A 20,408-nucleotide genomic window follows, 5' to 3' on the forward strand; every position below is an offset into this window, starting at 1 on the left:
GAAATTGTAGATTCAAGAGTAAGCTAAGGCTTACTCTTGATGTTTTTGTTTATGGAAAGGACGCTCGGTGCAGGACGCTAACCCACAGCAGCAATATCGCGATTTAGATTTAACCGCAGAAAGAACAGACCCTTTACTGAGTAGTTTAGTGTTTTTATCTAAGTATTACGGTAAACCTTTTTCTGCGCGCGCGCTATCTGCTGGCCTGCCTTTAGAGGAAGGCTTGCTTACACCAGCCTTATTGCCTCGTGCCGCTTTGCGTGCCGGTATGGACGCCTCTATTGTTAAAAAGCCAATTAACAAAATACCTGAACTGCTCTTACCTTGTATTTTGCTGCTAAAAGATGGTCGTTCTTGTGTGCTGCTTTCACGAACTGAAGAAGGCATAGAAGTCGCTTGGCCGGAGCTTCCCGATAGTCATGAACACATCTCTTTAGATAAGCTTGCACCAGATTACACTGGCTTTTGCTGTTATGTTCGCAAGCGTTATCGCTTTGATGCTCGTTCTCCAGAGTCATTAAGCAATAAACAAGGCCATTGGTTTTGGAATACCCTGCGTCGCTCAGCGCCCATTTATCGCGATGCCTTAGTCGCTTCCTTGTTCCTCAATTTGTTTGCTATAGCCTCTCCGCTGTTTGTAATGAATGTTTATGATCGGGTGGTGCCTAACTCGGCGATTGATACCTTATGGGTACTTACCGCAGGTATGGCCTTGGTGCTGGTGTTTGATTTCGCTCTCAAGCAAATGCGCGCTTACACCTTAGATTTAGCGGCGAAAAAATCTGATATTTTGCTCTCTGCGCGGATCTTCGAAAAACTACTCAATATCAAAGCGGAAGTGCGGCCGCCTTCGGTGGGAGCTTTTGCTAAGAACGTACAAGAGTTTGATTCCATTAGGGAGTTTGTTACTTCGTCAACCATTGCTGCCCTAGTCGATGTACCGTTTTCCTTGCTGTTCCTATTGGTCATCGCCATGGTGGCTGGGCCATTAGCTCTGGTGCCTGCTGGTGCCGCTCTACTGATGCTACTTTACTCTTTTTACATTAAACGCAAAATGCATCAAGAAGTTGAGTTGGGTAGTCGCTTTGCCAGCCAAAAAAATGCCCATCTCATCGAAAGCTTAAACGGCATTGAATCCTTGAAGTTAGCTGGGGCCGAGAGTCAGTTTCAACACAAGTGGGAAGAGCTAGTGGGTAACATTGCCACTTGGAACATGGCTATTCGCAAACTGGCTACATCGGTAGGTAACGTTAACGCCTTTGTCTCACAAAGTACCACGGTATTGATAGTGGTTGTTGGGGTATTCCAAATCTCTCAAGGTGAGTTATCGATGGGCGGTTTGGTTGCCGCTGTTATGCTCACTGGCCGTGCCTTAGTGCCATTCTCTCAAGTATCTTTACTCGCAACACGTTATAACCAAGCACAATCTGCATTAGAAAATCTCGAAGATATAATGCAATTGCCAGATGAGAACTTAGAGCGTTATATGCATCGTTCTCATTTTGACGGAGCAATCAGTTTTACGGATGTGAGCTTTACCTATCCTGGTAGCGATCAGCAAGTACTTAAGAATGTAAGCTTCTCTCTAAAAGCCAAAGAAAAAGTTGCGATTATTGGCAAAATTGGCGCTGGGAAAACCAGTTTAGAGAAAGTCTTATTGGGGTTCTATACACCTCAGCATGGTGCTATTCGCCTCGATGGTGTAGATCTCAACCAAATTAGCCCTGCAGATATTCGACAAAAAATGGGCTGTTTACCGCAAGACATCAATCTGTTTTTTGGCTCTATTCGCGAAAACATCACCTTAGGTGTGCCGCATATTGAAGATGAGTTAATCTTTCGAGCTGCCGAATTGGCTGGTGTTACTCAATTTACCGATGTGGACCCAGAAGGCTTAGACAGACAAGTTGGTGAACGGGGTCAATATCTGTCGGGTGGGCAGCGCCAAGCTGTCGCCTTAGCACGAGCACTGCTGTTTAATCCACCAGTATTGGTATTGGATGAACCAACCAGCAGCATGGATGCCTACTCAGAAAACCTCGTCAAAAAACGCTTGAAGCAAGTCGCTGAAGATAAAACTTTTGTATTGATTACCCACAAGATGTCGATGTTGGATTTAGTTGATCGGATTATTGTACTCGAACGAGGCCAAGTGGTTGCCGATGGCAGTAAAGCAGAAGTACTAGAGTTGTTGCGTAGTGGCAAAGTGAGGGCGCCAAATGAGTAAGCGCAAGCAGGACCTCTCGGAAGCTGAGCTAAAGTTTGTTGACGATATTAATGCTGCTATTTTGATGAAAACGCCACGTCGTTCTAAGCGTTTGTTGTGGCTTATTTTTGTTTTGCTAGCTTGCGCACTGTATTGGGCTCACTGGGCCAAAGTTGATGAAGTTACAGTAGGCAGCGGTAAAGTTATTCCTTCGCAACAAATTCAAACCATTCAGAATCTAGAAGGCGGTATTCTGAAGCAGATTTTGGTTAAAGAAGGAGAGCACGTCGAGCCAGCCCAGCCCTTATTGCTAATTGACGATACCCGCTTTCGTTCCGACTTTAGAGAACAACAACAACGGGTGATTAACCTAGAAGGCGACGTGGCTCGTCTTAAAAGTGAAATTGCCAGTATTCAATTAAACCCTGAATTACCAACGCAGCAGTGGCGTGATCAAGTGCAAGTTGTTGAGGTCGACATCGCCTTTGATGATGAGTTTAAACAGCAATACCCCTCAGAAGTCACCGGCCAGCAGCTGCAAAAGTCAGCACGTTTAAGCGCATTACAAAATCAGTTATCCATTACTGCTGGTCAAATAGAGCAAAAGCAGCAAGAGCTACTCGAGCTTAAGTCCAAAATTACCCATGTAAATACCAGTTACAATCTCGTCCTAGAAGAATTGCGAATTACCAAGCCTTTAGCCGAAGAAGGCATTGTCTCGCAAGTTGAGATATTAAAACTACGCCGCCAAGCCAACGATTTAAATGGTGAGTTGCAAAGTAGCAAGTTGTTAGAACCTAAGATCAACAGCGCCATCGGCGAAACCATTTATAAGCGCCGAGATATCGCTCTTAACTTTCTTAGTGAGGCTCGCCGTGAGCTCAACCAAATTGAAGCAGAGCTACAACCTTTAAGCGAGGGGCAGGTTGGCTTGCGTGATAGGGTTGATAGAACCTCGGTGGTTTCTCCGGTAAAAGGCACGGTAAAGAAAATCTACATCAATACCGTTGGCGGCGTCGTCCAGCCAGGTATGAGCATCATGGAAATTGTCCCGATCGAAGATAACCTTTTGGTTGAGGCGAAAATTCAGCCAAAAGATATTGCATTTCTTCGGCCAGGGCTTAAAACTGTTGTTAAATTCAGTGCTTACGATTTTTCTATCTACGGTGGATTGGACGGCCAACTAGAACATATTAGTGCCGACACCATTTTGGATGAAGAAGGGAATAGTTATTATTTGGTCAGGGTACGAACCGATAAAAACTATTTAGGGAATGATGAAGCGCCATTGCCTATTATTCCCGGAATGCTATCTAGTGTAGATATCATCACTGGCAAGAAAAGTATTTTAGATTATTTGCTAAAACCAATAATTAAAGCGCAACAATCAGCGCTACGCGAACGATAAGAAAGTCTGTTTGCTAACCCTTTGGTTAGCCTACGACAAGGAGTGTTAATGAATAAGCTGACCTTAACCCTAGCGTCTGGTCTATTGATGTCTTGTAACTTGGCTTCAGCACAGTCATTGGAGCAAGCGGTAGCTAAAGTGCTTACCGAGCATCCACAGCTGCAGTCATCTTTTAATCAATTTAAGGCCAGCAGCGAGCAATACCAAAGTGCCAAAGGCGGTTACTACCCAACGGTAGATCTCACCGCTGGTGCAGGTTGGGGCCAACGGGAAACTGAAACTCTGGGCGTAAATAGTGCTAATCCCACAGAAATTGGCGTGAGTATTCGCCAGCTTCTATTTAGTGGTTTTGCTACGTCAGGAGAGGTTACTCGTACTGAAAACGAAACCTTGGCCGATCAATGGCTGTTATATAACGATGCCGAAAACATTGCCTTGCGAGTGGTTGATGTTTACCTAGAAGTAATAAAGCAGCAACAGTTATCGGAACTTGCCGAAAGTAATCTGCAAACTCACTTGGCCATTCAAAAAGACATTAAAAAACGCACCGATTCGGGCGTTGGTTCTAGTGCTGATTTAACCCAAGTAAATGGCCGTGTTGCCCGAGCAACCACCAACTCGTTATCGGCAAAAAATAACCTGATGGACGCGCAAACTCAGTTTTTGCGAGTGGTTAACGAGTTACCCAAAGATTTAGTACAACCGGGTGCCGATGTCGCCTTGCTACCTGCAGACCTTGATGCAGCGCTTGCCGCGGCTTTAGATGTGCACCCAACCCTTAAGTCGGCTCAATACGACGTTGCTGCCGCGAATGCACAAACTACCGTAGCTAAAGCTAATAACTATCCTGAAATTGCCTTGGAGTTAGATGGTAACTGGGATCGTAACCAAAACGGTTTGGATGATACTAAAGATTATGAGTTAGCCGCGATGCTCCGCCTGCGTTACAACTTGTTTAACGGTGGCAGTGATGCCGCTGAAATTCGCCGCAGTGCTTACGATGTTAATCGTGCAAAAGCTGTGGGCGAAGACGCGCATCGTCAAGTTAGCGAGGGTACCCGTTTAGCTTGGAATGCTTGGGATGTATTGGTTCGTCAAAAATCCTTTCTGCAACAGCATGTTGAGGCGAGCTTTCAAACCGTTGAGGCCTACAAAAAGCAATTTAACTTAGGCAAACGTAGCTTGTTAGATGTACTGAATACCGAAAATGAACTATTTGAAGCGCAAAATGAATTCATTAGTGCCGACATTGATGAACTTCGCGCGAAATACCGTTTACTCAATGCCACAGGCTTATTGCTTGAGGCCTTACGTGTTAATCGACCAGAGGACTGGACTTTTTAATGAAAAACAAGAGCTTAATTGTCGCAGCGGCTGTTTTGGCCTTAACTGCGTGTAGTCAAACTGCTGATACTTACCAGGCTGAGCCTGCTAATTACGACCGCCAAGACCAAGATGGTGATGGCGTTATCAATGAGCGCGATCTTTGCCCGGATACCGAAGCGGGTGCAGCGGTTGATAACGATGGCTGTTCAGAGTTTCAAAGCGTAGATGATGGTTATGAGTTGATGGTCTTTTTTGGCCACGATTCAAGCAAACTAACCGATGAATATGCTCCGCAGCTTCAACAAGTTGCCGACTTTATGCAAAAGTATCCAGAGGTGAAAATCAGTGTTGAAGGCTACGCTAGCGCTAGTGGCAGTAAGTCTTACAACCTTAAGCTGTCTAAACGTCGTGCCGCAAGTGTACGCCAGCAATTAATCGACGACTACGCTGTGAGCGCAGAGCGCATTGAGCTAGAAGCAATTGGGGAAGAAGAGTTGTTGGCTGCTGGTGATTCAGAACAGGCAGAAGCTGCTAATCGCCGAGCTCGAATTTTTGTACAAGAACAATACCGTGAAGCGGTTCCTCGCTGGTCAATTTATACGCCGCACTTAAAGCAGCAATAGGCTAATGCGAGGGCTTTTAGCTAGGTGGTGGATAGCAGTATTGGCTTGGCCAATATTGTTATTTGCTACCGCTTACCAGCTAGAAGAACTCGCCAGCACAGTTCGCAATTTCTATGGTGAAAAAGCCGAACTTAGAGTTCGAGCTTGGCGCCAAACCATCAATGATGGTCATGACTTAAGCGAAGCAGACCAGCTTCGCTCCATTAATGATTTCTTCAATCAAATGCAATTTGTTGATGATATTGATGTGTGGGGGCAAGAAGACTACTGGGCCACTCCCGTCGAATTCTTGGGCGCCGCAGCCGGAGATTGTGACGACTTTAGCATTGCCAAATACTTCTCGTTAATAGAACTGGGCGTGAGTGATGAAAAGATGCGCTTGGTTTATGTAAAGTCGCTTACTTACAACCAATTTCATATGGTGGTGGCATACTATGAAACGCCTTCATCAATACCGATTATTCTCGATAACATCAATCCAAATATATTGCCGGCGACGCAACGTGGCGATTTAGTACCTATATACAGTTTTAATGGTCAGCACTTGTGGTTGATGAAAGAAAAAGGCCGTGGTCAGTTAGCCGGCAAATCTAGTCGTCTTAAGCTTTGGACCGATCTCCAGCAACGCTGGCGGCTAAATAAACTCAAAAAACCAGTAAAGAATTTCGATGCTTAGGGGAACACTATGACCTTATATCGCCAGTTGTTAATTGTGGTACTGCTTATCTACGGCGGCCTGCTGGCTGTGGTATTTAGTATCGAAATCGGCAATACCCGTAGTTACTTGTCTGAGCAGCAACTATCAGATGTAAACAATACAAGCACTTCTTTAGGTTTGTCCCTAAGCCCCTATCTAGAAGATGAAGATGTAATTGGTGCCGAGTCGGTAATTAACGCCATGTTCGACAGTGGCTACTATCAGCAAATTAGTCTTAAGTTGTTTGCTGACGACAGCCTGATCGACCGCCAAAATTCTCGCTCTATTGATGGCGTGCCCGAGTGGTTTACTTCACTTGAATTATTTCAGCCCAGCGCTCAAGAACAGGTATTAACCAGTGGTTGGATGCAGCTAGGCGAACTAAAAGTAGTTGGCCACCCTGGTTTTGCTTATTTGCAACTGTGGAACGCCATGGTTGATTTAGCAAAGCTGTTTGTCGTGGGGTACTTAGCAACGGTGTTGCTATTAATGCGGGCGTTACGTTATTTGTTAAAACCACTGGAGCAAATTCAACAGCAAGCTAAGTTAATTGAGCAGCGTAATTTTGGCCAAACTATTCCCTTGCCACACACTCAAGAGTTGCGCAGTGTAGTGGGTGCAATTAACCATATGTCGGATAACATTGCCCAGCAGTTTGAAAGCCAAGTACAAGAAGCTAGCGCTTTGCGCCAGCAAGCGTTTCAAGACTCGGTATCAGGCTTAGGTAATCGCGCTTACTTCATCAATCAAAGCAAATCTTGGTTAGCTGAGTCCGGAGTGGGTGGGGTTGCGCTATTGTCTCTCGATATTATTGAAGCCATTCACGTGCGTGATGGTTTTAGTGCTCGGGATGAGTTTATTCATTCTGTAGGGGAGCTGTTTACCGCTTATACCCAGCAACAGCAGCAATTGGTATTTGCCCGCATTAGCAATTTAGAATTTGCAGTATTAGCCGAGGGTTTCGATCAGCAACAACTGTTAGGTCTTGCAGAGGAAATTAATAAAGATTTATTGTCCCGCTTAGCTACGTGGAAGCAGTACATGCCTCGACCATTGGTGATGGGCTTAGTATTGCGCCAGAAAGATGAAAACATAGGCGAGCTATTAACTGCGGCAGATACCGCGTTACATAACGCTCGCGAGTTGCGCGAAGGCTTCTTTAGTTTGGCCGATGTTGAGCATACGCATATTCCGCGCAGCCAATGGAAGCAGCTACTCGAAAATACCATTAGTCGCCAAAGCTTGGCTTACAAGGCGCAGGTAGTTAACTTTATTCATAGCGACAAAGTATTGCACCACGAGTTGTTTACCACCATTGAAGTGGATGCTCAGCATTACGCAGCGGGTCAGTTTATGCCGGCGGTTGAGCAATTTAGATTGGGCGCTCAGTTTGACCAAATGGTGGTTGAGCAAGCCGCGCGAGCTTTGCAGCAAGACAATAACTTAAGCTTGGCAATTAACTTAACTTTATCGGCCATTAGCGAAGCGAGTTTTTTAGCGTGGTTAGTCGAACTGGCACAGCAGTATCAAACGGTGGCATCGCGAATGGCTTTTGAAATTCCAGAAACGGCTTTTTTGCAAGAGAATACCCAGTTAGAAGCCAGTTTAGACAGTTTAAGAGATTTGGGTTTCCAAATTGGTATTGATCAATACGGGCGTAATCTAAACTCCCTAAACTACTTAAGTCGGGTTAAACCTAATTACGTTAAAATTGACTATGGTTATACAGCACAGGCCTTGGCCGAAGATGGCGATAGCCACTTCTTAAGTGCGATATGTAGAGCCGCACGCAATTTACAAATTATCACGGTGGCACAGCGAGTCGAAAATCAACAGCAAGTTGAGCTGCTGTCGGCCTTGCCAGTAGACGCCTATCAAGGTTATGTTGCTCCTCCTCAGCGTTTTACGTTGAATGATTAAGTGCACTAATGAGCAGAGGTAAGTAATGAACAAATTATTGTTAATGGGCTTGGTTGCCTGCAGTGTTAGCATCTCTCCGGCATTTGCCGCTTTGCTACATACTAGTGGCGAGGCTAAGTTAGTGGTGATTGCCGACCAAGTGCAGGTGGATTTACATGCTACTAGTCTGGCAAAAACGGCCAGTGATGCAAAACAGCAGGTAGATAAAATAGTTAAAGTTACTCAATCAAACCTCGCCAATTTATTAACTGACTCAGACCGCTTTGAAGCCAGCCAACTGCAAATTCAGGCTGAATACAAATACCAAGACAGAGAACGGGTGTTTGTGGGTTATCGCGCGCAGCGCAGTATTATTGTTGAGCTGGCCAACCTAGACGGGCTAACTCAAGTACTTGATGCAGCTATGTTGAGTGGGGTGAATGAAGTGCGTCAGCTACAATACAAAAGCTCACAAGAAGAACAGTACAAGCAACAAGTGCGCGCTATGGCTGTGAACGATTCTTATGTTAAGGCTAAGCAGTTGGCAGAAGGCTATGAAGGCCAACTAGGACCGGTGGTTGAAGTTAATTACCGTAACCAATCTGCTATTCCAGTGATGAAGATAGAACGCGCCACTCTAGCTGCAACCGATACTAACGCCGGCTCCTATCAGGCTGCTCAACTTATTTATAGAGATAGTGTTGATGTGAGCTTTGAATTGCTAACCGAAGAGTAGCTGCGCCAACCTAGTGATTTGCTTATTATTGCTATGTTAGTTAGCTGAATAAATAAAAGCCCAAACAATATTTGTTTGGGCTTTTGCTTCTTAGTGAAATCTAGTAAGCAGCGTCGGTTACCACAAATTCGCTAGCATTATTGGTGTCGATAAGCTCGGCCGCCAAGATAACTCGAGAAGGTGCACTGTGGTACATCTTGCCTAGCATTTCATGGCGAGCTCCGGTAATCGCTAAAGCAATGCCAGAGGCTACCATGCTTGGTGGGTAGGTGACGGTAGCGCGAACTACTGGGTTACCATCTACCACCATTTTGATGATGTCTTGCGAACCGGCTCCACCTAATACGGTTTTAATGTCGGTTCTACCAGATTCTTTAATCGCCTGCATCACGCCTTTTAGCATGTCATCATCTTGGCACCAAACCGCATCAATCTCTGGGTGTTTTTGTAAGTAGTTTTCCATTACGGCTAGTGCTTTCTGGGTAGACCAATCGGCAGGCTGGCTATCGAGAATGCTCATGCCTTTATGCTGAGCAATCACCTCGTTAAACGCGTCTACCCGTTGTTTGTTAATAGGAATAGACATGCCTTCAATAACTACTACCTTGCCTTTGCCATCCATTTCTTTAGCCAGCCATTCGCCACTCACACTGCCTAAACCTGCGTTGTCACCAGCAATAAATACATTTTGCGCTGGTGTTTCTAATTCGCGGTCTACTACTACGGTGTAGATGCCGCTGCCGTAGGCTTCTTCAATCACTTTTTGTAAGGTGGCGGGGTTGTGCGGCAAAATAACCAAGGCATCAATGCCCTTAATCATCAAATCTTCCACATCGCCAACTTGCTTTGAACCAGAGCTGGCAGCCACTACGTAAAACTCTATATCGTCTTCACTTTTCTTAAAGTCGTCGGCGGCCTTTTCTGCCCACCACAACAAGCCTGCGGTCCAACCGTGGTCTGCCGAGGGAACGGATACACCCACTTTTAAGGTTTTAGCTACTGCGGCGTTTAATCCCAGTGAGGCAATAAAAGTGGCGGCAAGTAGTAATTTTCCTATGTGTTGCAATAAACGCATGAGTTACTCTCCTTTGTATTAATGTACGGTGTTGGTTTAGCGGTCGCGTTTAAATTGCATGAGCACTGCAATCAAAATCACTAAGCCTTTTACCGTTCCTTGTAAGTAGGGGGACACCCCCATTAAATTCAGCATGTTGTTAATAATGCCTAATATGATGGCGCCGATAACGGTGCCCCATAAGGTGCCTTTGCCGCCAGACAGCGAAGTGCCGCCTATTACAACCGCTGCAATGGCGTCGAGTTCGTAAAACAAGCCCGCATCACCAGGGCTCACCGAATTTAGTCGTGATGACAGCATCACCGCAGACAAACCCACGGTGAAACCAACAATCACAAAAGTAAGAAAATAAACGCGCTGTACATTAATCGCAGAATAGGTGGCCACTTTGGGGTTAGAGCCCACCGCACATACATGGCGGCCAAAAGCGGTATGCCGCAAGATAAGGTGGCCTAAAAATGCGAGGCCGATAAACAGCCAAACTGGAATAGGAATGCCCAGCCAATAGCCACCGCCAATGTCGGGGTAGTGGCTATTTTGCGAGACCATTTCTCCGGCATCACTAATGTATAGGGTTAAGGAGCGGAATATAGACATGGTTGCCAAGGTGGCGACAAACGCGGTGATTTTCCCTTTGGTGGTGAGTAAACCATTTACCGCGCCAAAAGCTGCACCCATGGCCATCGACGCAGCAATAGAAACGGTCACTGCCATCCAACCATCACCTAAATAGTTGAGCAGCATAATCACCAGTACACCCACTAAGGCGACCATTGAACCCACCGATAAATCTATTCCGCCGGCAATAATCACAAAGGTCATTCCTAGGGCAATAATGCCGGTATAGGAGACTTGTCTAAGCACATTGGTAAGATTTCTTGGGATAAGGAAGTGGTCACTGGCCATGGCCGACAGCACCACCAAAATGAGTAACGCGACTAAAGGGGCCCAGTTAGACAGAGTAAATTTAGGCAGCTTATTTAACCAACTGGTATTAGGGCTTAACCCAGATTTTTGATTCATTTTAGCAACCTCACTCATTGGGGGCTCTCCTGCATCGGCGTAGATACCGGCGTTGCCTGGCTTTGCAGACCTGCGGCCAAAAACATGATTTGTTGTTCGTTGATTTCTTGTTCACGCAGCTCTCCTTGAATTTGGCCTTCGCGCATCACCAAAACTCGGTGGGCAAGGCCAATGAGTTCTTCCATGTCTGATGAAATCACCACAACTGCTAAACCTTGCTCGGTCATGCTTTGGATAAAGTGGTAGATTTCTTTCTTGGTATTTACATCAACGCCCCGAGTGGGTTCGTCGAGAATCAGTATCTGCGGCTGGGTATCCATCCATTTCGATAAATACACCTTTTGTTGATTGCCCCCGCTTAAGTAAAGAAGCTCGGTATCTAAGGAGGCCGCTTTAATGTCGAATTTACGCACATATTGCTGAGCTTGTTGGCGAGCCTTGCCGTGGTTAATTAAGCCTTTGCAATAGTTTCCTAGTGAAATAAGGCTAATGTTCTCGGGTAAATTAAAGCTCATGGTTAACCCGCAGCCTTGGCGATCTTCGCTTAGATAGGCCAAGCCATGTTTTACCGCATCTTTAATATTGTGAATGGTGACGGATTGTTGATGAATAAAGATTTTGCCGCTTTGGCGACGGCGTAGCCCCATTATCGCTTCTGCTGTTTCGGTGCGCCCGCTGCCAATTAAGCCGGCAAACCCCAATACTTCACCTTGGCGCACTTCAAAGCTAATTTGCTTAAGTAAGTTTTTAACATTCAAATCATCGACTTTAAGTGCCACTTTGCTTTGTACTTTAGAGCGTGGCGGAAATACTTGGTTAAGCTCACGTCCAACCATTTTTTTCGCCATGTCTTGTTCGTCAATGTCACTCACTTGGTCAACCGAAATTAACGCGCCATCGCGCAAAATAATTAGGCGATCGCATAGCTGTTTAACTTCCTTAAGCTTGTGCGAGATAAACAAAATCGTTACGCCTTGCGCTTTTAGCTTATCGATAAGCTTGAATAGCACGGTAACTTCTTGGCTGGTTAATACCGTGGTGGGTTCATCCATAATCAGAATACGCGCATCATTTACTAATGCTTTTGCTATCTCCACCATTTGTTTTTCGGCCACACTCAGTGCTTCAATTAGCGCATCTGGCGATAAGTCTGTTTCTAATAAACTTAATAGTTGGAGGGTACGTTGGCGCATGGCTTTTTTGTTAAGAAACAAGCTGCCTTTTAACTCTTGGCCTAAAAAAATATTTTCAAACACACTTAGGCTGGCGATTAAGTTAAATTCCTGTGGAATCATCGCAATGCCTAAGGCCTTGGCGTCTGCTGGGCTGTTTATCTCAACGGCTTTGCCATTAACTAGCACTTGGCCGCTACTACGCTGATAAATGCCAGAGATAATTTTTAGCAGGGTGGATTTACCCGCGCCATTTTCACCAAGAATGCCCATTACTTCGCCTGGTTGCACCTCAACGCTAATGCCGTGTAAAACTTGTACTCCAGAAAAGCTTTTAGTGATTTTATCCAAGCTAAGAATAGGTTTAGGCAAGCTCATGAACGTTCTCCAAAGCGGTCCATTTACCATTGTTTTGCGAGGAGTGGATCATGGCATTGATGAACTGTAAGCCTTCTACACCTTGTTTCACTCCCGGCAATAAACTATCGGCAAGAATGTCGGTGGCCGATGAGCCATTGCGTGCTGTACGAATAGCCTTGGCGGTTTCGGTGTAGATATTGGCAAAGCCTTCTAAGTAGCCCTCGGGGTGGCCGGCTGGGGTTCTCACCAAATGTTCAGGCTCAGCGTTGTATCCATAACCTGCACGGCTAATAATTCGGCTAGGCTGGGAGAATGGGCTGTAGAGTAGTTGGTTGGGCTGCTCTTGCGACCATTCAAGCCCTCCATCACTGCCATAAACCCTAATCCGCAGGCCATTTTCATTACCTGGGGCCACCTGCGAGCTCCATAACATGCCGCGTACACCTTGCTCGAATCGCAGCATGGCATGCACGTTGTCGTCTAGTACTCGGCCATTTACAAAAGTAGACAGCTCTGCGCTTACTTGTTCTAGCTGTAAGCCACTTATAAAGGCCGCTAGATTAAAGGCATGAGTGCCAATGTCGCCCAAGCAACCAGCTGGTCCCGAGCGCTTTGGATCGGTGCGCCATTCGGCTTGTTTATTGCCAGTATTTTCCGCTGCGGTAGTGAGCCAATCTTGGGCATACTCCACTTGAACCAAGCGCAGCTTGCCAAGCAAACCTTCCCCAACCATTTGTTGGGCTTGGCGCACCATGGGGTAAGCACTGTAGTTGTGAGTGAGCACAAACAGCTTGCCGCTATTATTCGCCAGCTCTTTGAGTTCCATTGCCTCGTGAAGAGAGCAGGTCATGGGTTTGTCACAAATCACATGAATACCTGCGGCCAAAAATGCTTTAGCTATAGGGAAGTGCAAATGATTAGGCGTTACGATACTTACCGCTTCAATACCATCAGGGCGAGCGGCTTCGGCCTCAGCCATATCTTGATAGCTTAGGTAACAGCGGTCGGCAGCAATGCCTAAATCCTTGGCTGATTGTTGCGCTCTGGCTGGATCGGCACTTAATGCGCCAGCAACTAATTCATATTGGTTATCTAAGCGCGCAGCAATACGGTGAATAGCACCAATAAACGCACCACTGCCACCGCCTACCATTCCTAGTTTAATTTTATCCATGAGTTACTCCTATAAACCCAGAATTCGCAGATTTGCTGCTTGGTCGATGGCGCTGTCGGCAAAATCATCAAAGGCTTTATCGGTTACTTCAATGATGTGTTGCTGTACAAAGGCTGCACCTTCCAGCGCGCCAGCTTCAGGGTGTTTAAGGCAACATTCCCACTCAACCACCGCCCAGCCACTAAAGTTGTATTGGGCGAGTTTGGAAAAAATCCCTACAAAATCTACTTGGCCGTCGCCTAAAGAGCGGAATCGACCCGCACGTTCAGTCCAACTTTGGTAGCCGCCATATACGCCTTGTTGACCAGTGGGGTTAAATTCCGCGTCTTTTACGTGGAACATTTTGATGCGAGGGTGATAGCGGTCGATAAAGTCTAGATAATCCAGCTGCTGCAGCACAAAATGGCTAGGGTCATACAAGATATTGCAACGCGGATGCTGGTTAACTGCATCCAAGAACATTTCGAAGCTAACGCCGTCATGTAAATCTTCTCCTGGGTGAATTTCGTAACATACATCTACGCCAGCCGCGTCAAAGGCGTCTAGGATCGGTAACCAACGCTTAGCTAATTCCTCAAAGCCAGTTTCAACTAAGCCTTGAGGACGTTGTGGCCATGGATACATATATGGCCACAGCAGCGCGCCAGAGAAGGTAGCATGAGCACTTAAACCTAGGTTTTTAGAAGCCCTTGCCGCCAACATCATTTGGTTTACCGCCCATTCTTGACGGGCGCTTGGGTTAGCCCTTACGGATTCAGGAGCAAAGCCGTCAAACATTTCATCGTAGGCTGGGTGTACTGCAACAAGTTGGCCTTGCAGGTGCGTCGACAGCTCGGTGAGAGTGAGGCCGTTGTCGGCAAGTAGGCTTAATACCTCTTGGCAATAGCTTAGGTCTTCTGCGGCGCGCTCCAAATCAAACAAACGTTTATCCCAGCTGGGCATTTGCACCCCTTTGTAACCCACACTAGCTGCCCAAGCGGCAATTGAACTTAGTGAGTTAAAGGGCGCTTCGTCACTAGCAAACTGGGCGAGGAACAGCGCGGGTCCTTGTAGGGTTTTCATCGGCAATCCTTTTATCGAAGTTCAAACCAAATGTCGTATTTTGTTGAGATCAAATGTAATCGATTACATTTGGTCTCATAAAAAAACCATGCGCTGTTCAAAGCTGGAGGCGTATAAAGCCGCACTGCATGGCATTTATTTAGTAGTTGAATAAAACTTATACAATAAAATAGTGTTTATCTAGCGTATGTTGCGAAAATGTGATCAGTTTAAAAGTTTATTTTTTGTACAAATTGCTGATTGAGTTCTTAAGTGATTTAAAATAAAGTACTTTATGATAATTGATGTAATCCGTTACATTTGGGCTAAGCTTTCACTAACGTTAGCCTTGCTTATTACCAATCTAAGGACAGTAAATGCCTACCATAAAAGATGTGGCCAAATTGGCAGGCGTATCTACCGCAACGGTATCTCGGGCGATGATGAGCCCAGAAAAAGTATCCGAGAAAACCCGTTTGAAGGTCGAGTTAGCGGTAGCCGAGTCGGGATTCTCTCCCAATGTGATTGCACGAAATTTAAGGCGTAGCGAATCGAAAACCATCGTGATTATTGTGCCTGATATTGCCAATATGTTTTTCGCCAGCATTGTGCGTGGGATCCAGCAGGTTGCCTTGCAAAATGGCTACAAGGTGTTGCTTGGGGACTCAATTCATACGGTTGAGCAAGCAAAAGTGTATATGGACTTGGTACGCAGCAAGCAAGCCGACGGCATTATTTCGCTTACCGCTGAGCTGCCTATGGAGATCCGCCAAGGTACCGAAATTCCAATGGTGATGGCGTGTGAGTACTTTCCTGGTTTTCCTATTCCCACGGTGCGTATTGATAATCGCGGCTCGGCTAAGCGAGCTGTAGATTATTTATTAGATATTGGGCATAGCCAAATTGGCTGTATTACCGGCCCTATGGAAAACCCAATTTGTGTGGATCGTAAAGCCGGTTATCAAGACAGTCTGCAGCAGCTAAATATTGCCGTTGACGAAGCTGCTTTTGAAGACGGTGATTTTAGTTTTCAGTCGGGGTATAGCGCGTTCATGCGTCTACACGAACACTACTCAATGACTGCGTTATTTTGCTTTAACGACATGATGGCTCTAGGGGCAATGAAAGCGGCAACGCAACTGGGTATTAAGGTGCCGCAACAGTTATCAATAGTGGGCTTTGATGACCTGTTATTTGCCGAATATACCAACCCAGAGCTCACCACCATTCGTCAGCCACAAGAAGATATTGGTAAGACAGCAGCCAACACGCTAATGAAGATTCTGCAGGGCAGCAAAGCCAGCCAAGATACCATTGTGCCAACTCAGCTATTGGTTCGCTCTAGTTGCTGTTCGCCAAGTAAGTAACAATGTCGTTTGTCTAAGCATTGCTATCGGGAATGAAAAAAAGCCAGTGGTATTATCACCACTGGCCAAAGGAAGGAATTGCTAAAAAATACTACTGGAATTTAAAACGTTGGTTGGTACCTCCATCACATGACCATTGTCTAAGATCTGCGCCATTAGCGCCCGAATTATTGGCTATTTCTAAACACTTGCCGCTTTGTTTATTGCGGATTTCAAAGGTATTGCTGCCTTTATCTACAAGACTCCATACTTGGCTTGTATTGGCGTGGTTACAAACCCATTGTTGAACTTTAGCGCCGTCTGCAGAGCTGCCAGATGCTAGCTCCATACATAGTTGGCTTACTTTTGCGCTAATGCTGTATTCGTTATTACCTAAAGCAGTAAATTGGAAACGCTGGTTATTGTTACCGGTGTTGCATGACCACTGTTGATAGGTGCTACCGTTCCATAATGCGCCGCTTTTCACATCTAGGCATAAGTTAGAGTGGGCCACTTGAAGGTTGGTATAACCGCTAGGTGGAGTAATGCCGCCTGTTGGCGGAGTAGTGCTGCCACCAGTAGGTTTGTAAACCCTAATCCAATCTACGTACATTTTGTTTTTATCGCCATCTGCTAGGTCTGCATCGGTGGCAATATGGCCTGCTTCAGAGCGCCAAGAATGGTCCTCGGTATCAAGAATAATGAACATTTCTTGATCCATGTTGTAACGGCTTTTATCTAGTATGGCACCAGTATAATCTTTATCTTTCATTACCACTTGGCTCCAAGCGCCTTTAGTGGTTTTTTGGCCATTAATGTAGAAGGTCACCTCAGTGGGGCTTTTCCAGTAAACGCCAAAACGGTGGAAGCCTTCACGCCAGTAATTGCCCCAAGTAGGGGTATTGTGTGTTTGATCGTTAAAGTCACTGCTAATTGAGTTATCGTTGTTACGGAAGAATACGTGGAAGTTGGTTGACATGTTTTTGGCAAACCAGTCTTGGCGCGCACCGCCATACACTTCCAGAACATCAATCTCGCGCTGGTCGTTTTCACTTAGTAACCAAAAGTTGGAAGAAAGCTCTAAATTGCTTACCTTAATGTTGGCTTCTAAGAAAATTGGGTATTTCACTTTGGTTTTAGAGGTGACTACCCCAGCATTAACTTGGTTAGTACCTTGGCGACGAGATGCGCTAATAATTAAGTTACCATCACCAACCCACGATTCATCGCTTGACCAGTAGGTGAGGCCAGGGCCTGTCCAGTTATGAAAGTAAGCGTCTTTCCATTTGCTGGTAAAAGAGCTTGGCTTACCCGAATAGTTAAAAGAGTCTGAATAGCTTTCTTGTAACTCCCAGCTTTGTCCTGGGTCTAGCTCTGCTGGAATTGGGATATTATCCCAGTCCGCTGCATAAGTACTGAGTGATAAACCTAAACCGCAGGCTAATAGTAGTGGGTGCTTAGTGAATCCTTTCATTGTTATCTCCCTGTTTAGTGTGATAACAAATATCGCACAGTTATTAACCTATTTATGCGATCTGGTCGATCAATTTATGTTAGTTGTTAACCTGTTGTAAGGTGTGTGATCAAGTTATTGTTTTTGTTTTGCTGAAGTGCGGTTTTGGTGCGCAAGATCTCGGAAGGGCAGATAAAAAAAGGCCTTGGTATGACTACCAAGGCAAAGTGCTAACAATTGTCAAAAGGAATTAAAAAAGATTACTGGTAGTTCAGGTAAATGGTTTTCTTCTGCAAGTATCCCTCCAAGCCGTATTTCCCATCTTCGCCGCCGATACCACTGCGTTTAAAGCCTGTATGGAAGCCATTTAATAGCTCACCATTAGGGCGATTAACATAGATTTCGCCGACCTCTAATTCGTTAACAACTTGCATTATTTTGCGCATGTCGTTGGTATATACGTAGCCAGACAAACCTAAGTCGATGTCGTTGGCATACTGTAATGCTTGCTCCAGGCTATCAATTGGCATTGCTGCCACAACTGGGCCAAACACTTCTTGTTTCATGATGTCCATTTGGTTGTTTACATCGGTAACCACGGTAGGTTCAAACCAGTAACCATTGGCAAACTCTTCGCCACTTGGTTTACCACCACCACAAGCGATGGTTGCACCTTCGGCCTTGGCTTTGCTGATCATCTCAACCAGTTTTTCTACTTCACGAGCATTTACTTTAGGGCCAACATTAGTGCTTGCTAACATTGGGTCGCCTATCTTAAGTTGCTTCACTTTAGCGATGAACTTATCCATAAACTCTGCGTAAATCGCTTTATGGATATACATGCGCTCGTTAGACGTACAAATTTGGCCGCAGTTGCCAAAGCCTGAGTTAACCGCGATCTCAACCACCTCGTCGATGTTGGCGTCGTCTAACACAATAAACGGCGCTTTGCCGCCAAGCTCTAGGTTTAGTGCTGTGATGTTCTCTGATGCAGAGCGGTATAAAATAGAACCCACTTCCGAGCTGCCGGTTAGAGTCACAAGCTTAGTAATAGGGTTGCGCACTAGCTCGTCGCCTACCTCACCACCTAAACCTGAAACAATATTTACGACGCCTTTAGGGAAACCTACTTTAGCGATTAGTTTTGAGAACTCTAATACCGTGAGCGGAGTGTCTGCTGGTGGCATTACTACCATGGTATTGCCGGTGACTAAGGCGTTACCTAGTTTGCGTGCCGCTAGTGCTAGCGGGTAGTTCCAAGCTAGCAGGCCCACGGTTACGCCAAAAGGCACACGTTGGATCCAAATCTGCTCATCTTGATTTTCGCTGGTTACTATCTCGCCCTCGATGCGGCGAGCTGATTCAGCAGCGTAACGCAAAAATCCAACAGAACCGGCTACTTCGCCACGTGCATCACTTAGCAGTTTGCCTTGTTCTTGGGTAATCATTTCAGCGTAACGCTCAGCGTCTGCTTCTAGTTCGTCTGCTAGTGCTGCTACTAGTTCTGCACGTTTTTGTGCCGGTAATTTAGCCCAGTCTTTTTGAGCCGCTTCTGATGAGCGTAAAGCATTAGCTGCTTCTTCACGGCTCGCTTGCGGAGCATAGCCAACCAACTGTTCGTTACTTGGATTTACAACTTCAATGGTGTTGCCGGTAGCTGATTCTAACCATTCACCATTGATAAACATTTTGTGAGTAACTATGCTCATCTAACTTCCTTTAGATTCCCAGTGGAGATAAAACTAATTTGGTAAACCAATTTCTGCATTCTACGCCATAAAGGTTAACCTTTAAAGTGATGAGGTTCACAAGTTATTCTGTCAATTTTGTAGAAATTCATTTGGTAAATGAATATTTTCTAAATTTCATGTATTTAAGGCGTGATTTATTATTAGTCGTACAATTTAGATCAAAATGAGACATCGGTAGTTGTGGTTGACTACCGATACGCGCTAAAAGGCGTTACTATTCAGGCTTCGGTCTAGAACTTACTTGAATTGATTTACCAAAAGTTAGATAGTTTCTATATTTCCCCAAAGGTTAAATGACATTATGGCTAAGATGGATACCAAGCGTCGCTACTATGATATTGGCGTGCAAATCGAGGAATTGTTGTTTTCAGGCGTGTTTAAAGCGGGTGAACGACTGCCATCAGAGCGAGAGCTAAGTGAACGATTTGAAACCAGCCGCGCAACTATCCGAGAAGCTGTAATTATGCTTGAGTTGAAAGGCTTGGTTGTGGTTCGCCAAGGTGCTGGTATTTACTTCATTGATTCTCCTGAAAAAGTTAACAAGCGTACTATATTGCCAAAAAGTGATGTAGGACCTTTTGAGTTGCTCCAGGCGCGCCAGATCATCGAAAGCAGCATTGCCGGATTTGCCGCCACTCAAATTAAGTTTAACGAGCTACGTGAACTTAAAAAGGTACTGCAACTGCAAGAGAGTGAGATAAATGGCGACAGCGAGAAGTTTGAAGCACTGGATCAGCAATTCCATAGCTTAATTGCTGAGTCGACTCAAAACCGAGTGCTGATTAACCAAGCGGTTGACATGTGGAGCACGGTACGTACCACCAACCCGCTGTGGAATGAGCTTAATCATCAGTTTTTACACGAAGAACGTTTGCAGTCGATGTGGATTAATGACCACAAGCGCATTTTGTTAGCCTTGCAAAAACGCTCTCCAGAAGATGCTAAGCAGGCAGTGTGGCAACATATCGAGAACAGTAAGCAAGAGTTACTTAAGATAGCTAGCTCTGACAATAGCGATACTGATTTAGACGATTACTTCTTCGCAATGGAATTTGATAGCAACTTTACCGAAAGCCATTAATTACAATTGTTATAAGAAAAAGCCGCTAAATGAACAT

General features: G+C 45.4%; 16 protein-coding genes. 9 read left to right on the forward strand and 7 right to left on the reverse strand.

The genetic code is table 11. The features are described 5' to 3' along the window. Positions 1–67: 67 nt before the first annotated feature. The 7 genes from K5620_RS03760 to K5620_RS03790 are packed head-to-tail and all read left to right on the forward strand — an operon-like array spanning position 68 to position 8,895. Entirely contained in the window at positions 68–2,227 is a 2,160-nt protein-coding gene (locus tag K5620_RS03760; protein ID WP_221077443.1) for a type I secretion system permease/ATPase, read from the forward strand. After that, on the forward strand, positions 2,220–3,614 hold the full coding sequence (locus K5620_RS03765; RefSeq protein ID WP_016403956.1) for an HlyD family type I secretion periplasmic adaptor subunit: 1,395 nt from the start codon (positions 2,220–2,222) through the stop codon (positions 3,612–3,614). The genes K5620_RS03760 and K5620_RS03765 overlap by 8 nt, the downstream gene beginning before the upstream one ends. Positions 3,615–3,662: 48 nt before the next feature. Beyond that, on the forward strand, positions 3,663–4,958 hold the full coding sequence (locus K5620_RS03770) for a TolC family outer membrane protein (RefSeq protein ID WP_016403955.1): 1,296 nt from the start codon (positions 3,663–3,665) through the stop codon (positions 4,956–4,958). Further along, complete coding sequence (locus tag K5620_RS03775) at positions 4,958–5,563, forward strand: OmpA family protein (protein WP_016403954.1); 606 nt, start codon at positions 4,958–4,960, stop codon at positions 5,561–5,563. Before K5620_RS03770 ends, K5620_RS03775 begins: the two co-directional genes overlap by 1 nt. A gap of 4 nt (positions 5,564–5,567) precedes the next feature. Next, the gene (locus tag K5620_RS03780) at positions 5,568–6,239 is read left to right on the forward strand and encodes a transglutaminase-like cysteine peptidase (RefSeq protein WP_016403953.1); all 672 of its coding nucleotides are present in this window, start codon (positions 5,568–5,570) and stop codon (positions 6,237–6,239) included. Positions 6,240–6,248: 9 nt separating this feature from the next. Further along, positions 6,249–8,180, forward strand: coding sequence for a bifunctional diguanylate cyclase/phosphodiesterase (locus K5620_RS03785; protein WP_016403952.1), 1,932 nt, complete (start codon positions 6,249–6,251; stop codon positions 8,178–8,180). Positions 8,181–8,205: 25 nt separating this feature from the next. Continuing rightward, a complete protein-coding gene (locus tag K5620_RS03790) occupies positions 8,206–8,895 on the forward strand; it encodes an SIMPL domain-containing protein (RefSeq protein WP_016403951.1) in 690 nt (229 codons plus the stop codon). A gap of 100 nt (positions 8,896–8,995) precedes the next feature. Here K5620_RS03790 and K5620_RS03795 read toward each other — a convergent pair whose 3' ends face one another. Genes K5620_RS03795 through K5620_RS03815 form a run of 5 tightly spaced genes read right to left on the reverse strand, consistent with a single transcriptional unit; the run spans position 8,996 to position 14,761 of the window. Then, positions 8,996–9,970 carry a substrate-binding domain-containing protein gene (locus tag K5620_RS03795; RefSeq protein ID WP_016403950.1) on the reverse strand — a complete coding sequence of 325 codons (975 nt, stop codon included), beginning with the start codon at positions 9,968–9,970 and terminating at the stop codon, positions 8,996–8,998. A gap of 36 nt (positions 9,971–10,006) precedes the next feature. After that, on the reverse strand, positions 10,007–11,011 hold the full coding sequence (locus tag K5620_RS03800) for an ABC transporter permease (protein ID WP_246612311.1): 1,005 nt from the start codon (positions 11,009–11,011) through the stop codon (positions 10,007–10,009). Further along, the gene (locus K5620_RS03805; protein ID WP_016403947.1) at positions 11,008–12,543 is read right to left on the reverse strand and encodes a sugar ABC transporter ATP-binding protein; all 1,536 of its coding nucleotides are present in this window, start codon (positions 12,541–12,543) and stop codon (positions 11,008–11,010) included. The genes K5620_RS03800 and K5620_RS03805 overlap by 4 nt, the downstream gene beginning before the upstream one ends. Further along, positions 12,530–13,699, reverse strand: coding sequence for a Gfo/Idh/MocA family protein (locus tag K5620_RS03810; protein ID WP_016403946.1), 1,170 nt, complete (start codon positions 13,697–13,699; stop codon positions 12,530–12,532). Before K5620_RS03810 ends, K5620_RS03805 begins: the two co-directional genes overlap by 14 nt. Before the next feature lie 9 nt (positions 13,700–13,708). Beyond that, positions 13,709–14,761, reverse strand: a complete 1,053-nt coding sequence (locus tag K5620_RS03815; RefSeq protein WP_016403945.1) for a sugar phosphate isomerase/epimerase family protein — start codon at positions 14,759–14,761, stop codon at positions 13,709–13,711. Between the two features lie 356 nt (positions 14,762–15,117). On the opposite strand from K5620_RS03815, the gene K5620_RS03820 reads away from it, so the two are divergent. Further along, complete coding sequence (locus K5620_RS03820) at positions 15,118–16,107, forward strand: LacI family DNA-binding transcriptional regulator (RefSeq protein ID WP_016403944.1); 990 nt, start codon at positions 15,118–15,120, stop codon at positions 16,105–16,107. Between the two features lie 91 nt (positions 16,108–16,198). On the opposite strand, the gene K5620_RS03825 is transcribed toward K5620_RS03820, so the two are convergent. Together K5620_RS03825 and aldA are read right to left on the reverse strand one after the other, a co-directional pair. Then, complete coding sequence (locus K5620_RS03825; protein ID WP_016403943.1) at positions 16,199–17,560, reverse strand: RICIN domain-containing protein; 1,362 nt, start codon at positions 17,558–17,560, stop codon at positions 16,199–16,201. A 239-nt stretch (positions 17,561–17,799) separates the two neighbouring features. Continuing rightward, a complete protein-coding gene (aldA, locus tag K5620_RS03830; protein ID WP_221077444.1) occupies positions 17,800–19,248 on the reverse strand; it encodes an aldehyde dehydrogenase in 1,449 nt (482 codons plus the stop codon). 343 nt (positions 19,249–19,591) lie between these two features. Between aldA and K5620_RS03835 the strand changes: the two genes are divergently transcribed. Next, a complete protein-coding gene (locus tag K5620_RS03835) occupies positions 19,592–20,371 on the forward strand; it encodes an FCD domain-containing protein (protein WP_016403226.1) in 780 nt (259 codons plus the stop codon). Positions 20,372–20,408: the final 37 nt, after the last annotated feature.

Origin of the sequence: Agarivorans albus (genome assembly GCF_019670105.1) — a bacterium.
Lineage (GTDB): Bacteria > Pseudomonadota > Gammaproteobacteria > Enterobacterales > Celerinatantimonadaceae > Agarivorans > Agarivorans albus.

What these genes read in the sequence shown, in the direction of transcription:
- K5620_RS03765 (WP_016403956.1), top strand. Translation starts at nt 2,220, where the DNA reads ATGAGTAAGCGCAAGCAGGACCTCTCGGAAGCTGAGCTAAAGTTTGTT.
- K5620_RS03770 (WP_016403955.1), top strand. Translation starts at nt 3,663, where the DNA reads ATGAATAAGCTGACCTTAACCCTAGCGTCTGGTCTATTGATGTCTTGT.
- K5620_RS03775 (WP_016403954.1), top strand. Translation starts at nt 4,958, where the DNA reads ATGAAAAACAAGAGCTTAATTGTCGCAGCGGCTGTTTTGGCCTTAACT.
- K5620_RS03780 (WP_016403953.1), top strand. Translation starts at nt 5,568, where the DNA reads ATGCGAGGGCTTTTAGCTAGGTGGTGGATAGCAGTATTGGCTTGGCCA.
- K5620_RS03785 (WP_016403952.1), top strand. Translation starts at nt 6,249, where the DNA reads ATGACCTTATATCGCCAGTTGTTAATTGTGGTACTGCTTATCTACGGC.
- K5620_RS03790 (WP_016403951.1), top strand. Translation starts at nt 8,206, where the DNA reads ATGAACAAATTATTGTTAATGGGCTTGGTTGCCTGCAGTGTTAGCATC.
- K5620_RS03795 (WP_016403950.1), bottom strand. Translation starts at nt 9,970, where the DNA reads ATGCGTTTATTGCAACACATAGGAAAATTACTACTTGCCGCCACTTTT.
- K5620_RS03800 (WP_246612311.1), bottom strand. Translation starts at nt 11,011, where the DNA reads ATGAGTGAGGTTGCTAAAATGAATCAAAAATCTGGGTTAAGCCCTAAT.
- K5620_RS03805 (WP_016403947.1), bottom strand. Translation starts at nt 12,543, where the DNA reads ATGAGCTTGCCTAAACCTATTCTTAGCTTGGATAAAATCACTAAAAGC.
- K5620_RS03810 (WP_016403946.1), bottom strand. Translation starts at nt 13,699, where the DNA reads ATGGATAAAATTAAACTAGGAATGGTAGGCGGTGGCAGTGGTGCGTTT.
- K5620_RS03815 (WP_016403945.1), bottom strand. Translation starts at nt 14,761, where the DNA reads ATGAAAACCCTACAAGGACCCGCGCTGTTCCTCGCCCAGTTTGCTAGT.
- K5620_RS03820 (WP_016403944.1), top strand. Translation starts at nt 15,118, where the DNA reads ATGCCTACCATAAAAGATGTGGCCAAATTGGCAGGCGTATCTACCGCA.
- K5620_RS03825 (WP_016403943.1), bottom strand. Translation starts at nt 17,560, where the DNA reads ATGAAAGGATTCACTAAGCACCCACTACTATTAGCCTGCGGTTTAGGT.
- aldA (WP_221077444.1), bottom strand. Translation starts at nt 19,248, where the DNA reads ATGAGCATAGTTACTCACAAAATGTTTATCAATGGTGAATGGTTAGAA.
- K5620_RS03835 (WP_016403226.1), top strand. Translation starts at nt 19,592, where the DNA reads ATGGCTAAGATGGATACCAAGCGTCGCTACTATGATATTGGCGTGCAA.